Below are 13,544 nucleotides of genomic sequence, written 5' to 3'. Positions count from 1 at the left end.
GTCCAACTCTTCCGCCCCGGACTCTCCATCGCCGAACTCACCCAACCAGGCCAACCCGCCCAACGCATCTCCCTGCCCCGCCGCAGCCTCCGCGACTGCCTCGCCGAAGAACTACGCCGCCTCGACCCCGACGAGGTCTTCGGCCAAGTGGTCCGGTCTTTGGAATGGCCACCCAAAATTGCAGATCCTGCCGAGACTGCACCGGCGGAACGCGCACTGGCTGACTGCACGGCAGGGCGGCTCGTCCATGCTTAGCGATACTCACAGCAGACGCAATGAGAAGCTGCGAAAGACCATCGAAGGTTGGTCAGTAGGCGTTCTTGGCATGTTGGCCATGCTTGGGATTACCTACGCATCGTTCCAATACCCCGGGTGGTGACCTCGGGTCCAGCTATCCGCAGCAATCCATGGCAGCCGCGGATCCTGGGGCTATCGCCGGCCAGCCTGTTCTGAATCCGTGGGCGCAGGGGTGGAGCCCGTGGGCTACCTCTTCGGCGTGGCCCCGCCCCTTGACCGCTGCTACGTGGCCTCGAGCTGCCCCAGGCAGTAGTTCTTGAACCAGTGCCGGATCCGTTGCGGCAACCGCGGATAAACCACGGCAGTGCACTTCATAGTGAAGTCGAATCGGCGCCCATGGCTTGCGCTCCAGGGCAAGCCAAAACCGTCGCGTAGATGGTCCGGCAGCAGGCCGGCGGTGAGGAACCGGGCAAACGGCATGACGGCGCGGTACCAGAGCGGCCCGCCCCGCGGATGGAGGAGGCCGTGGGCCACACGCACTGCGGCGTCGTCGGCAGTGAGGGACTCTACGCGAGAGTTCCAGTAAACGCGGAACGCCGCCCGGTCCGGCGGCCATAGTTCCGCCGGGAGCTGCAGGGCTGTCCCAAGTTTGGCGTAGTCGCGATACATCAGATCGGCCGTTTCGTCGTCGAGGGGTCCATAGACCCGCTCGAAGATGGTGACGGCGGTGTCGTACAGCGTAGCCACTACCCAGAGCTGCGAATCCGCGTCAAAGGCGCTGTACCCGTTCGAGGTTTCATCCGGGGCGCGCTGGACCGGTGCATGGGCGCGGTTCACCCGGCGGCGGACGGCTGCTACTTGCCCCTCGGTGCCATAGACGATCGCGTAGACGTAAGTAAGAGTGCCGCGAAGGCGGTCGAGCGGACGTTCCGTAAAGTGACTGTGCTCCGCAACGCCGTGACCCACGGCCGGGTTGGCTATCTGCAGCAAAATGGCGCGGCCTGCCCCGGCGAGCAGAATGCCTTCTGCGCCTATGTCGGCAAGTCCGGGAACCATGCCCACAAATGTACCGGAGACAGCCAACACCGGGCACGCCGGAACCCGACGACGGCGGCCGCCTCCCGCCGTCGTCCGCTCCCGTTTTCTGGCGCAACATTTTGGCGAACCCGCCGTACCACCCTATTCTTTGGTTAGCTAAGGCTTACCTAACCACGGAGATACACGTGACCACCACTGAAACTGCCCCCAGCGACAGTCCCCCGGCCATGCCGCCGGAGATCTTCCGGGACCCATGGGGCATTCCGCACCTCCGGGCAGGCTCCCCTGACGAGCTGTCCTTCCTTCAGGGCTACAACGCTGCCGCCGACCGTTCCTGGCAGATCGAGATGGAACGCTGGCGGTCAGAGGGCAGCACGGCTGAGCATCTGGGAGCGGACGGGCTGGACTGGGACCGGTTTGCGCGCCGGGTGCGGCTGGATGACACAGCGCGCCGGTGCTTCGAGAACCTCGACGACGACACCAGGCGCTGGTGCACGGCCTACGTCGACGGCGTGAACCATGCACTCTTAACAGGCCGCCGGGATGCCGACGAGTTCCGCGCAACTGAGACCGCGCCCGCCCCCTGGGAGCCGTGGACGCCGCTGGGTGTTTTCCTGGTCCACCACATTCTCTTCGGCACGTTCCCCAACAAGCTCTGGCGCGAACACGTGGCCACGACCCTCGGCGACGACGCGGTGGGCCTGTTCAGTATCGAAGCTCCCGTGTGGGCCGGCAGCAACGCGTGGGCCGCGGCGGGCAGGCTGACCGCATCCGGTTCACCACTCATCGCAGGCGATCCGCATCGCCTCATGGAACTGCCGGGCGTCTACCAGCAGGTACGGCTCGCGTGCCCGGAGTTCGACGTCGTCGGGCTGGCTTTTCCCGGCGTGCCCGGGATCCCCCATTTTGGCCACGCCGGGTCAGTCGCCTGGGCTGTCACTAATGCCATGGCCGATTACCAGGACCTGTTCCGCGAGCAGCTGCGGGACCAGGACGGCGGGGTTGCCGCATTGGGGCCCAGTGGCTGGGAGCCTGTCCTCGCGCACCACGCGGAAGAGATTCTGGTGCGCGGCTCGGCGGCGGAAACCGTGGAGGTCATCGAAACTGCCCGGGGTCCGGTCATCTCGGGAGGGTCCGACGGCGGTGCGCTGAGCCTGCGGACGCCGGCTCGGTCGGCGGGAACCCTGGGCTTCGAGGCCCTCCTGCCGCTCCTGCGGAGCCGATCCGCGGCGGAGGTGGAGGCAGCGCTGGACTCCTGGGTGGAGCCGGTGAACTGTGTGCTGGTTGCCGATACCAGCGGTGATGTCCGCCAACTGGTCGCCGGAAAGGTCCCCGTCCGAAGCCGGCACAACCGGGTCCGCCCTGTCCCGGCGTGGGCGGCGGACCACCAGTGGACGGGTGCGTGGGAGAAAATGCCCAGTTCCCATGTGCCTTCCCTGGCCGTGAACGCCAATGACCGAGATTCCGGCGGCGGGGAACTGCTGGGGCTTGAGTTCGCCCCGGCCCACCGCGCCCGGCGGATCCGGCACCTGTTGGAGGATCATGGGCCTGGGCTGGATGCAGCTGCCATGCAGCGGATCCACATGGACACCCATCTCGGTTCCTGGCCAACGCTCCGCGCCCTGCTCCGGGGATGCGGTTCGCTTTCTGCTCCGGCGGTTGCCCTCCGGGGGCGGCTGCTGTCATGGGACGGCCACATGGATGGAAACAGCAGCGGCGCCGGCGCGTTTGCGGCCTGGAGGTCTGCGCTGGTCCTCGCCCTGGCGCGCACGCCCAAACTGCTGCCCCTGGCCGAACCACACGGCCACTCCCCTCTCTTCGGTCCCTGGCTCTACGCCGCCTCACGTGTGGGCTTCGCCCTTGAAACACTGATCGCCGACGGCCCGGCAGCCGGCGTCGACGTCGCCGGGGCCGCACGGGAGGCGCTGGAGGAACTCGCAGCAGCAGCACCCACCGATACGTGGGGATCCAGCCATACTGTGCTGCCGCTGCATGCCCTGGACGAGCACGGCCCTCGCGGACTGGCGCCCACAGTCCCCCTCACCAGTTTGTCCGGGGATACCGGCTGCGTCCTGTCCACAGAGAGCCTGCCCGGGGTGACCGACGGGTCGTTCCGCGGACCGGTGGCCCGCTACGTCTGGGATCTGGTGGACCGGGCCGCGAGCCGCTGGATCGTCCCTTTCGGCGCCTCGGGACACCCCGACCACGAGCACTTCGCCAGCCAGCTGCCCCTTTGGGCTGCCGGTGACCTCATCCCCGTCATCACCGACTGGGAGCAGCTGACCAAGGAGAACCATGACCCACGCTGACACTGCCGTTCCGCTCTCCGTCAGGGACGCCGTCTACACGGAAGAGCTGCCTGGCCTGGGGCAGCTGAGGCTCATCCCGCTCGCTCCGGAAAGCGATGCCGACCTGCTTCACGGCTGGGTCACGGAGGACCGCGCGAGGTTCTGGGGCATGCAGTCCATGGGCCGGGACGAAGTCCGGGACATCTACCTGTTCGTGGACAGCCTGGAAACCCATCACGCCTATCTGATCTCCGTCGATGACGAACCCGCGGGACTGTTCCAGACGTACGAGCCGCTGCAGGATCCGGTGGCTGACGCTTACCCTGCGCGCCCCGGGGATACCGGGCTGCATCTGCTATTGGCTCCGGCTGCACGTCCGGTCCCGAACTTCACCGCCACCGTGCTCGCGGGCCTGATCCGGTTCCTGCTGTCCGACCCTGCTAAGGACCGCGTTGTCGCGGAGCCGGACGCCCGGAACAGCAAGGCGATCGGGCGGTTCGTGAGCTTCGGGTTCGAGGCCGGCGCCCAGGTACAGCTGGCTGAGAAGAAAGCACAGCTGGTATTCCTCACCCGCGAACGGTTCGAGTCCCGGAAGGGGTAGCGCCGATGCAGGCCATTCTTTTCCCCACAACGCACAACAGGGACTATCTGTACGGGCTGGCCAGCCACATCTGGATGGGCGACTGCCTGTTCCCCTCCGCCCACAACCGCCGGGACGCCTACGCCCTGCCGGCTTTCGACATCAACGGTCACTGGGTCTACCCGTCCCGGTACAACACGTATCTTTCGCCGCAGCTGCCCGTCTACGTCCTCGAAGATGAGTTTTTGGTGTCCACAGGCCACGGGCCGGAGGAGCCGGGGCTGCCGCTCTTCGAGATCCGCTGCATGTGCCTGCCTCAGCTGGAGGAGTAAACGCCCGGCCTATCGCCGGGCGTTCCTTCGCGCGATAGGTTGAGGGAATGACGGCAACCTACCGGTACGACGTGGAGGTCCTGCACCTGCTGGTCTCCCCGGCGCATGCTTATTTCGGGCGGGCCCGCGAAGGAGCCGCCGACGTCCCCACAACGGATGCGGACCGGGTGGAGCTCGTGGCCGGCAAAGGGATCGTGGGCGACCGGTTCTTCGGCAAAGCGGCGCACATGGACGCCGCCGTCACGGTGATGGCCGTCGAAGCACTGGAGTCCATCGCCGCTGAATTGGGAACGGCGCCTTTCAACCCGCTGCTGACACGGCGCAACGTGATCCTTCGGGGAGCGGACCTGCCTCCCCTGCTCGGCGGCGAATTTGCCCTCGAATCACGCGGCAACGTGGCGAGGTTCAAGGCAGGCCGTCCCGCTCACCCCTGCGCGTGGATGGACCAGATGCTCGCCCCGGGCGCCCACAAGGCAATGCGCGGACGTGGCGGCATCCGCTGCCAGGTACTAAGCGACGGCGTCCTGTACCGCGGGCCGGCGGTCCTGATCAGCCCGGTACTGCTGGACCCCGAACGCGCCGGTGCGCCCACGCTGCTCCGGCCTTCCCGACTGCCCTAGCGTCAGGCAACGACTCAACGTTGCTGTGCAGCAACATTTGGTGGGTAGGTTCGTCAGGGTCCGGAGGGCGAGGTACTTCCAGCGAAACGGCCTATACCTAGGTCTCCGGGAACCACACCTAGATATCCGCAAAATTCGTCTAATTTTGGAAAATCACTACGGGTTTTGACCACTTCGACCACCTAGAGGTGAACACGTCGCGCTATTTTCCTGTCGGGGGAACAACCACAGGCGGCGCGTTGCGTTGACCGGTTTGAGGAGCGACATCCATGAACAAGGCGTCGAAAATTATCGGAGCCGTCCTGGACGGAGTGGCGGCGGGACTGGCACTGTCCTTCATCCTGTGCGTGGCTACCAGCGTGATAGCCATTTCGACTGGTTCTCCAGCGACCCTACTGGGGATATTCAAAGCCACGGCCGGAACCGAAAACGGCGCGCTGGCCCTGCAATTCCAGCCTAACTTCTCCGGAATCATTGTCCTCATCGCCTTGACCGTGACGGTCAGCGTCGTGGCGGCTGTTCGAAAAAGCAAGGCATCACCGGGGCCATCCCGGCACCCAGGGTGATTGCTGCCGCCACAGTCGCCTGGACCGTGCTCAGAGCCTGGACTCGGGCGGGAAGGCGGCCAAGGACGGACTGAACAGCCACGAAACGCAAGCGGACGACGGCGGGAGGTTCCCGCCGTCGTCCGCTTGCGTTTGCTGCCTCTACAGTCTGTGGTGCTCCGGAACTGCCCACCGGGCGTCTCTTGCCCCGGATCTGCCTGCCGGGAGGCCAGCGTACGTCCAGACGCACGGCCGGCCTGAATCGCTGGGAAGGAGCTGACCTTCGAAGACCGAGATGCTCGCTCCCGCCGGGCTCTTCCAGACGCCGGTGAGTTCACAGTGCGCGCCGGTGGCCTGCTGCCGCGGCACTGACACGTTGACGACCCTGCGGGCCCGCTTCTCGGCCACGGGCAGCCTCCGCTTCACGATGCCGCTCCCGCCGGTTCCCGGTAGTTGCTTTCGGGAACATCGGTGATGAACATGTGCCCGGGCGCGTGGCTGATGGCGAAGGCCGGCCTGGATGCCATGACCGCACTCTGCGGTGTCACGCCGCAGGCCCAGAAAACAGGCACTTCCCCTGCCCTGATCTCCACGGCGTCACCGAAGTCGGGGCGGTTGATGTCTTTGATGCCCAGATCTTCGGGGGAACCGACGTGGACCGGGCTCCCGTGGACCTTGGGGACCTCGGACGTCACCCGGATGGCCGTGTCCACGAGTTCGGGCAGCATCGGTCGCATGGAAACCACCATGGGGCCGTGGATCCTGCCGGAGGGGATGCACTCGACCGTCGTGCGGTACATGGGCACGTTGCGGCCGGTTTCGGTGTGCCGCAGCGGAATCCCCGCACTTGCCAGCGCCGCTTCGAAGGTGAAGCTGCAGCCGATGAGGACGCCAACCATGTCGTCGCGCCAGACAGACGCAACGTCGGTAACCTCCTCAGCCAACTCCCCATCCACCCACACCCGGTAAGCGGGGATGTCCGTGCGGATGTCCGACCCCGCCGCGAGAGAACTTTCAAACTGCCCCGCCGGGATGATGTCGATGATCGGGCAGGCCTTGGCATTGAGCCGGCAGAACTCGATGAATTCGTCCGCGTAGTCTGCCGTGACCGCGATCAGGTTGGCCTGGGTGTAGCCGTCGCTCCAGCCGGAGGTGGGGGTGACCAGGCCGTTCCGGAACTTCAGCCGGGCGTCAGCGGGAGACAGTTGCGCGTGAGGCTGGCTCATTTGGACTCCACGAGTTCAGTGGAGGACTGCAGGTACTCCTCGTCCTCGGCAACGTTGGAGTCGCGGCCCAGGGCCAGACCCACCAGGGTCAGGACGCAGGCCACGCTGAGGTACATGGCCACCGGGATCCAGCTGTCATAAGTGCTCAGCAGGAGGGTGAACATGAACGGCGCGATGGCACCGCCGAGGATTCCGGCGAAGGTGTAGGCCAGTGAGCTGCCGGTGGAGCGGAGCCGCGGTGAGAACTGCTCGACGACGAACGCCGCCTGGGGTCCGTACATAAACGAGTGGCAGAGCAGGCCGAGCACGATGCCCACGATGAGCATGACCGGGGACCGTCCTTCGAGGACGATGAAGAACAGGTAAGCCCACACGGCGGCGCCGACTGCGGCGATGCCGTAAACCAGGCGGCGGTTGATGCGGTCGGAGATGGCGCCGGCAAGCGGCATGGTGAAGATCTGGAGTCCCGAGCCGATGAGCACGGCAACCAGTACCTGGCCGCGGTCGAAGCCGAGTTCCTGAATGCCGTAGGTCAAGGTGAAGACCGTGCACATCGCGTAGAGCACGTCGGGGCCGATGCGGCTGAGCATGGCGGCGATAAGGGGACGGCGCTGCGTGGCCAGCACTTCGCGGATGGGGGCCTTGGGCTTGTCACCGCGGGCTTCCATGGCCTTGAAGATGGGGGTGTCCTCGAGCTTGAGCCGGATCCAGAGGCCGAAGGCGACCAGCAGGGCGGAGATCAGGAACGCAATGCGCCAGCCGTAGTCCAGGAAGGCTTCCTCGGACAGCATCAGCGTCAGGATAGCGAGTGCGCCGTTGGCCATAAGGTTGCCGGCGGGCGGGCCGATCTGGGCAGCAGAGGCCCAGAATCCGCGGCGGTTCGGGTCGCCGAATTCACTGGAAAGCAGGACCGCACCGCCCCATTCGCCGCCGACGCCGACGCCCTGGGCGAAGCGGAGGAAGACCAGGATGGCGGGAGCGATGATGCCGATGTTGTCATAGGTGGGCAGCAGGCCGATGAGGAAAGTTGCGACGCCGATGAGCATCAGCGTGATGACCAGGATCTTCTTGCGGCCGATTTCGTCGCCGAGCCGGCCGAAGATGATGCCGCCTACGGGGCGGGAAATGTAGCCCACGGCGTAGGTGGAGAAGGCCAGCAGGGTTCCTGTTACGGGGTCCGAGGCCGGGAAGAAGATCAGCGGAAAGACGATCGCCGCTGCAGCGGAATAGACGGCGAAGTCATAGAACTCGAGCGCGGTTCCAGTCAGGCTGGCCGCGAATGCCTTGTACATGTCCTTGCGCCCCACCGGGGGCTTCGGGTCAACGGGGGCCATTGCTTGGGGAGTGGCCATTTGTTCCTCCATGGAGAGAGTGGATGTCATCCGCTGCGCGGATGTTCTGGTTGCCCGGTGTGCCCAGACTTGTTGCGTCGCAAGTCGGGGCAAAGGAGCGGTGAGGCGGCTGCCGTGAGTTTGATGCGGGAGTCGTAACTGCGATGATCGTTGGATTGTTGAACAATCTCCTTGTTGAACAATTTACGCGACGCAGATCACACCGTCAAGGGTTGATTCCCACTTGGTTCGCGAAAGGCCCGTTCCCGGGCGTGGCAAAAGGGAGCCCCCACCGAGGAGGGCTCCCTTGCTGCGGGCCGCGGAGTGGCTGCTGGGATTTACTTCGAGGCCATAGACCCGGCCGCGTGCACCGCGGCTTGGTGCTCTTCGGAGCGGTTGAGGTAGTCGGTCAGGCGCTCGGCGGCAAGTTCCGTTTTGCCGGCTTCGAGGGCTTGGCATATCTGGTCATTGTCCGCCAGCCAATGCTGGTAGAAACCGCCGTCAACCGACGCCTTGTGGAAGAAGAGGCGCATCTCGGCGAGCACCTGGGACATGATGGTGTTCAGCCTTTCACTGTCCGCCAGGGCCACGAGTGCCCCGTGGAAATGCTGGTTGGCGCTGCCGAGGCCTTCGTTGTCCCCGACGGCTGCCGCCCTTTTTCCTTCTTCAACTGCCGCCCGCACGGCGGCGATGCGTTCGGGGGTGCCGCCGCCACGGACGGCGCTCACTTCGATGGCGCGCCTGACTGTGTAGACGTCATGGATGTCCTTGGCGCCCAGGCTGGCAACGAAGACGCCGCGGTTGGGTTCGCGGACCAGGAGGCGCTCACTGACGAGTTCGGCGAAGGCCTCGCGGACGGTGTTCCTGGAGACGCCGAGTTCTTCGGAGAGGGCTTCTTCCTTGAGTTTCACTCCGGGCTGGAGGTCGCCCTCGGCGATCTGCAGCCGCAGTTCAGCGGCCACGCGGGTTGCCACCGACGGCACCGCCACACGCAGCCTGGACGCTCCGCCAGGCAGTACGCGGAAAGAGTCAGGTTCGGCATTCGGATTCAGGGTGGCCATACTCACGAATCTACACGAACGCCCCACAATCCTTTTGTTGGATTGTTCCCATCAGGGGCACGACAGCCGGAATCACGCTGTGAAATTGCATCCCGGTCCCGGAGCGCAAAACGACGGCGGGTACTGCACGCGCGTCCGCCGTCAGGGTGCGCTGAGGTGAATGCTGATGGCCGTTCCGCCGCTGGGGCTCTGCGATATTTCCAGGCGCCCGCCGTGGGCTGCCGCCACTCTGGCACACGTGGCCAGCCCCAGCCCCGTTCCGGCAGGATCTCCGTCCCGGTGCAGGCGAACCAGTGGTTCCATCACCCGGCGGCGATCAGCTGCGCGGATCCCCTTGCCATTGTCTTCCACGAACACGACGGCGCCGGAGCTGGTCCGCTGGCCGGTGATCCGAATGGCTGCGGGCACATCCGGGCGGCGGTAGGCCACCGCGTTTTGGATCAGGTTCTGCAACGCCACGCGCATCTGGCTTTCGTCAGCTTCGAAAACGAAATCCCCGCACTCGACCACTGCACCGGCCTCCCTCAGATTCAGGCTCAAGTCGTCGGTGACGTCCTTGACAAGGCTGGCCAGTGACAGCTGTGCCCTGGACACCGACCCGCCGATCGTGGCGAACGCAAGCAGTTCTTCCACCATGGACAGCATCCTGCGGGCACTGTTGCCCACGATGTGCAAATATTCAGCGGCCTCCTCGGGAGCCGGCTCACCTTCCATGGCACCCAGCTCAACGTAACCAAGAATGGAGGTCAGCGGATTGCGGAGGTCATGGCTGACGCGGCCGGTAAATTCCGCCAGCCTTTCATTGCTGTCCCTGGCTTCGTCAAGGGCATCTGCCAAGGCGCCATGGAGCGTGGTCACCCGCCGCGCAGCCAGCAGGCGGGTGTGCAGGACAAAGGGGTCCAGGGGTTTACTCACGTAGTCGTCGGCCCCGGCCTTCATCCCTTCCAGCACGTCTTCCTGGGCTCGGTGCGAGGTCAGCAGCACAACGTATGTATAGGAGCCGGTTTCGGCTGCCCGGATCGCACGGCACAGGTCAAACCCGTCGAGCCCCGGCATCATCAGGTCGCTGACCACCACCTGGGGGCGGCGCTCCTGGTAGAGCCGCCATGCAGAATCGCCATCCGCCGCCACGATGCACTCATGCCCGGACCTTTCGACGGCGGCCTTCGCCACAAGACGGGAGCCTTCGTCGTCGTCCACCACCAGCACTGTCATGGCAGCCGGGGAATCGTCCGGCAGCCCGGATATCTTTGCGGCCTCCCTGCCCAAGCGGGAGGATGTTACCCGTCCGCCCCACGAATCAATGGCCATTGGACCCTCCGACAATAACAATCACGATGCCCGCCCCATCATCGGTCAGCTTGTAGTGCCGCCCAAGAAACAGGCTAGCCGGAATTGTTCGGGTCGCAACTGGGACTGCACGAAACCTTTGGCGCCGATCCGCCTGTCGCTTGCCCGCGGTCAGATTGTAGGTAGACTGGGCTACCTACTTATCTTCCTCAGCCAGGACGGCAATGATCAGGAAACAGACCGCTGCACAGACCACACCGCCCAGGCGGCCTGCCCGTGACGCACTCCTCGACGCGGCCGCCAAGCTTTTCTATGCGTACGGCCTGACGGGGACGGGCATTGACACCATCACAGCCGAAGCAGGCGTGGCCAAGAAGAGCCTCTACAACAACTTCGCGTCCAAGGCTGACCTGGTCACCGCGTACCTGTACGCCCGCCATGAAGAGTGGCTGGGGCTGTACCGGGCAAGGCTGGAGAAGGCGGCGAACCCGAAAGACCGCGTTCTGGCCGTCTTTGATGCCTATGCGGACCACGCGGATCTGGCCTACGAGCATGGCTTCCGCGGCTGCGGCCTGCTGAATGCGGCCGCTGAACTTCCCGCCGGAGACCCCGGCCGGGAAGTGGTCCGGCGGCACAAGGAAGAAGTTGAAGCGCTGCTGTCCGGGCACCTGGCCGAGCTTCTGCCGGACAAAGCGGCGGACCAGGCAGCGGCCATGGCACAGCATCTGGCATTCCTCCTTGAAGGCTCCATGGTCCGCGCCGGCCTCGAAGGCAACGACAACCGTGTCCGGGAAGCGCGCCGGATTGCCGCTACCCTGATCGGGAACCTGTGAAAGCGCCGGGTTTTCAGGGAGCCACCTGGGGTGCAGTGTTTGTGCTCGCCGCGTCCGTTCTGTGGGGCACCACCGGCACTGCAGCCACCTTCGCCCCGGATGTCAGCCCGCTGGCGATCGGGGCAGTGGCCATGGGCTTCGGCGGCCTGCTTCAAGCTGCGATTGCCGCCCGTCCAATACTGACGTTCAGAGGTTCCCTGCGCCGCCGGTGGCGCACGTTGGCCCTGGGCGCACTGGCCGTTGCCATGTACCCGCTCGCCTTCTATTCGTCCATGCATTTGGCCGGCGTCGCCGTCGGGACCGTCGTCTCCATCGGTTCGGCACCCCTGGCGTCCGCCGTCATCGAGCGTGTGGTGGACAAAAGGCGGCTTACCCGCCGGTGGGCCGTCGGGGCGGTCCTTGGCGTCTCGGGCGCTGCGCTGCTGTGCCTGGCGGAATCTTTCGCGGAAGCAGGCCACCCGGATCAGCCACCGGGCGCCGAATTTTCGACGCCGGCAGGCATCGTACTGGGACTGCTGGCCGGACTGACCTACGCACTGTATTCCTGGGCCGCTCACCGCCTGATCAACACCGGCGCGCCATCACGCGCGGTGATGGGCGCCGTCTTCGGCGTCGGCGGGCTGCTGCTCATGCCTGTGCTGGTGGTGACCGGCGCTCCGTTCCTTGTGTCCTGGCAGAACTTTTCAGTGGGCGCCTACATGGCGGTGGTCCCCATGTTCGCCGGCTACGTCCTGTTCGGCTGGGGCCTGGCCCGCGTCCGGGCGAGCACGGCCACCACCGTGTCCCTTGCAGAGACGGTGGTGGCAGCTGTCCTCGCAGTGATCGTGGTAGGCGAACGCCTGCCTGCGCTCGCCTGGGGCGGTGCCGCCATGATCGCAGGCAGCCTGCTCATGCTGACCCTTCCGGCCCCGCGGATACGGACCAGGGCCAAGGCTTCTGACCGCACGCCAGTGCGTCAGTCGACCGACGATACATCCGCCGCAACCGCCGGCAGCGCCTCGGCAGGCTCCTCAGGCTTTTCCGGCGGCTCGGGCTTGTAGACCCACGCCACCAGTACCACCGAGATGATCATCAGCAGGAACCACGCCACCAGCTTCTCAAAGGGCACCAGCTGCCAGCCGTTCAGCTGGCTCGGATAGAGCCAGGCGCCGGACCAGGTGGCAATGTTCTCCGCAATCCAGATGAACAGCGCCACCAACAGGAAGGCGATGACCAGGGGCATGCGGAACTTCCGCCGGAAAACCCGGAAGTGCATCACGCAACGCCCAAAAATGATTACGACGGCGGCAAGCAGCACCCAGCGCGCGTCCCAGATGTAGTGATGGGTAAAGAAATTCACATAGATGCCTGCCGCCACGACCGCGGTGAACCACCTGCGCGGATACGTTGCGAAACGCAGATCGAAAAGCCGGTACACGCGCACCATGTACGAACCCACGGCCGCGTACATAAAGCCGCTGAACAGCGGAACGGCGCCAATGCGCAGGAAGCCTTCGGCCTCGTAGGACCAGGAGCCGACGTCGGTCTTGAACAGCTCCATCACCGTTCCCACAAGGTGGAAGAGCACAATCACCCGCAGCTCGCGGAGTGTTTCCAGCCGCGCAACCACCATCAGGACCTGGATAAGCACGGCGGCAATGGTCAGGAAGTCGTTCCTGGCCAATGCTGCTTCCTCGGGATACCACAGCCGGGCCGCCATCAACACGGCGAGCAGGGCTGCACCGAAAATGCAGGCCCATGCCTGTTTGAGGCCAAACACCACAAACTCGGTGAGCCTGGAGCGGAATCCTCCAGCCGCAGCGTTGTCGAGGAAACGATGTGCTCCGGCGTCGATCCGTTGCTCGAGGGACGTGAAACTGCGCATAGGGTTTTCGGTTCCTGACGCTTTAGGGTGATGGCTGGCTTCGAATGTATTGAGACTCAAAGCTACCTGCCCGCCGCCGTCCCCTCATCAGAGCCCTGCCGCTGGGGCCGATAGTCAACTTCCCGCAGCCGGAGACGCCCATGACCACCAGGGCGGCAGGTGCGCGTTCATGAAGTCCGCCCGTGGCCGAAGCTGAGGAGTACTTTCCCTGTTTCGGCGGAGTTGCGGGCGACGTCGAAGGCTTCGAGGGCCTGGTCCACCGGGTAGTCGTGGGTGATGACGGGGTTGATGTGCAGGGT

15 protein-coding genes are annotated in these 13,544 nt (G+C 65.2%); 8 read left to right on the top strand and 7 right to left on the bottom strand.

From position 1 onward, the window contains the following. Positions 1–255, top strand: a 255-nt coding sequence (locus tag V9L18_RS21710) for an OpcA/G6PD domain-containing protein (RefSeq protein ID WP_337349220.1), incomplete at its 5' end; no start/stop codon positions are given. A 264-nt stretch (positions 256–519) separates the two neighbouring features. Here V9L18_RS21710 and V9L18_RS21705 read toward each other — a convergent pair. Next, positions 520–1,293 carry an oxygenase MpaB family protein gene (locus V9L18_RS21705; RefSeq protein ID WP_337349219.1) on the bottom strand — a complete coding sequence of 258 codons (774 nt, stop codon included), beginning with the start codon at positions 1,291–1,293 and terminating at the stop codon, positions 520–522. A gap of 167 nt (positions 1,294–1,460) precedes the next feature. On the opposite strand from V9L18_RS21705, the gene V9L18_RS21700 reads away from it, so the two are divergent. The 5 genes from V9L18_RS21700 (at position 1,461) to V9L18_RS21680 (ending at position 5,661) form a co-directional block, all read left to right on the top strand. Continuing rightward, a complete protein-coding gene (locus V9L18_RS21700; RefSeq protein ID WP_337349218.1) occupies positions 1,461–3,584 on the top strand; it encodes a penicillin acylase family protein in 2,124 nt (707 codons plus the stop codon). Further along, positions 3,571–4,164 carry a GNAT family N-acetyltransferase gene (locus V9L18_RS21695; RefSeq protein WP_337349217.1) on the top strand — a complete coding sequence of 198 codons (594 nt, stop codon included), beginning with the start codon at positions 3,571–3,573 and terminating at the stop codon, positions 4,162–4,164. The genes V9L18_RS21700 and V9L18_RS21695 overlap by 14 nt, the downstream gene beginning before the upstream one ends. Before the next feature lie 5 nt (positions 4,165–4,169). Beyond that, positions 4,170–4,475: a hypothetical protein gene (locus V9L18_RS21690; protein ID WP_337349216.1), complete on the top strand. Its 306-nt coding sequence runs from the start codon at positions 4,170–4,172 to the stop codon at positions 4,473–4,475. Between the two features lie 47 nt (positions 4,476–4,522). After that, entirely contained in the window at positions 4,523–5,095 is a 573-nt protein-coding gene (locus V9L18_RS21685) for an MOSC domain-containing protein (RefSeq protein ID WP_337349215.1), read from the top strand. 269 nt (positions 5,096–5,364) lie between these two features. Next, positions 5,365–5,661, top strand: a complete 297-nt coding sequence (locus V9L18_RS21680; protein WP_337349214.1) for a hypothetical protein — start codon at positions 5,365–5,367, stop codon at positions 5,659–5,661. 141 nt (positions 5,662–5,802) lie between these two features. On the opposite strand, the gene V9L18_RS21675 is transcribed toward V9L18_RS21680, so the two are convergent. From V9L18_RS21675 to V9L18_RS21655, 5 genes are all read right to left on the bottom strand, one after another. Further along, positions 5,803–6,066, bottom strand: a complete 264-nt coding sequence (locus V9L18_RS21675; protein WP_337349213.1) for a hypothetical protein — start codon at positions 6,064–6,066, stop codon at positions 5,803–5,805. Then, positions 6,063–6,866, bottom strand: a complete 804-nt coding sequence (locus tag V9L18_RS21670; RefSeq protein ID WP_337349212.1) for a putative hydro-lyase — start codon at positions 6,864–6,866, stop codon at positions 6,063–6,065. Before V9L18_RS21670 ends, V9L18_RS21675 begins: the two co-directional genes overlap by 4 nt. Next, positions 6,863–8,218 carry an MFS transporter gene (locus tag V9L18_RS21665; protein ID WP_337349211.1) on the bottom strand — a complete coding sequence of 452 codons (1,356 nt, stop codon included), beginning with the start codon at positions 8,216–8,218 and terminating at the stop codon, positions 6,863–6,865. The genes V9L18_RS21670 and V9L18_RS21665 overlap by 4 nt, the downstream gene beginning before the upstream one ends. A gap of 317 nt (positions 8,219–8,535) precedes the next feature. Next, the gene (locus V9L18_RS21660) at positions 8,536–9,258 is read right to left on the bottom strand and encodes a GntR family transcriptional regulator (protein ID WP_337349210.1); all 723 of its coding nucleotides are present in this window, start codon (positions 9,256–9,258) and stop codon (positions 8,536–8,538) included. A 141-nt stretch (positions 9,259–9,399) separates the two neighbouring features. Beyond that, positions 9,400–10,569, bottom strand: a complete 1,170-nt coding sequence (locus tag V9L18_RS21655; RefSeq protein ID WP_337349209.1) for a sensor histidine kinase — start codon at positions 10,567–10,569, stop codon at positions 9,400–9,402. A 203-nt stretch (positions 10,570–10,772) separates the two neighbouring features. On the opposite strand from V9L18_RS21655, the gene V9L18_RS21650 reads away from it, so the two are divergent. Further along, positions 10,773–11,381, top strand: coding sequence for a TetR/AcrR family transcriptional regulator (locus tag V9L18_RS21650; RefSeq protein WP_337349208.1), 609 nt, complete (start codon positions 10,773–10,775; stop codon positions 11,379–11,381). Then, on the top strand, positions 11,378–12,421 hold the full coding sequence (locus V9L18_RS21645; RefSeq protein ID WP_337349207.1) for a DMT family transporter: 1,044 nt from the start codon (positions 11,378–11,380) through the stop codon (positions 12,419–12,421). Before V9L18_RS21650 ends, V9L18_RS21645 begins: the two co-directional genes overlap by 4 nt. Here V9L18_RS21645 and V9L18_RS21640 read toward each other — a convergent pair. Further along, on the bottom strand, positions 12,337–13,245 hold the full coding sequence (locus tag V9L18_RS21640) for a DUF817 domain-containing protein (RefSeq protein ID WP_337349206.1): 909 nt from the start codon (positions 13,243–13,245) through the stop codon (positions 12,337–12,339). The two genes, V9L18_RS21645 and V9L18_RS21640, sit on opposite strands and share 85 nt — an antisense overlap. Between the last annotated feature and the right edge of the window lie 299 nt (positions 13,246–13,544).

Origin of the sequence: Pseudarthrobacter sp. CCNWLW217 (assembly GCF_037203985.1) — a bacterium.
GTDB lineage: Bacteria > Actinomycetota > Actinomycetes > Actinomycetales > Micrococcaceae > Arthrobacter.
This window is presented reverse-complemented; position numbering and strand designations above follow the sequence as displayed.